This window comes from Pantoea sp. GbtcB22 (assembly GCF_019091025.1).
In the GTDB taxonomy this organism is placed as follows: Bacteria; Pseudomonadota; Gammaproteobacteria; order Enterobacterales; family Enterobacteriaceae; genus Pantoea; species Pantoea leporis.
Genome location: NZ_JAGXKB010000426.1, coordinates 1 through 255 on the forward strand (window position 1 = coordinate 1; position 255 = coordinate 255).

General features: G+C 55.3%; 1 pseudogene. It reads left to right on the plus strand.

The annotated features are described in order from the left end of the window. Window positions 1-255, plus strand: a pseudogene (locus KVT28_RS25670) (tyrosine-protein kinase); the annotation flags it as partial.

The window sequence follows — 255 nt, forward strand, 5'->3', positions numbered from 1 at the left end:
CGCTGCTGCATCACGGCATCGAAAATCCAGAGCAACTGGAAGAGCTGGGCATGAACGTCTATGCCAGCGTACCGCGGTCAGAATGGCAACGTAAGAAAGATACCGAAGCACTGGCGCGGCGTGGCAACAAGGTGAAAACCGATCCCCACGAAACGCTGCTGGCGCTGGGCAATCCAACTGATCTGTCAAACGAAGCGATTCGTAGCCTGCGTACCAGCCTGCACTTCGCGATGATGGAAGCGAAAAACAACATCC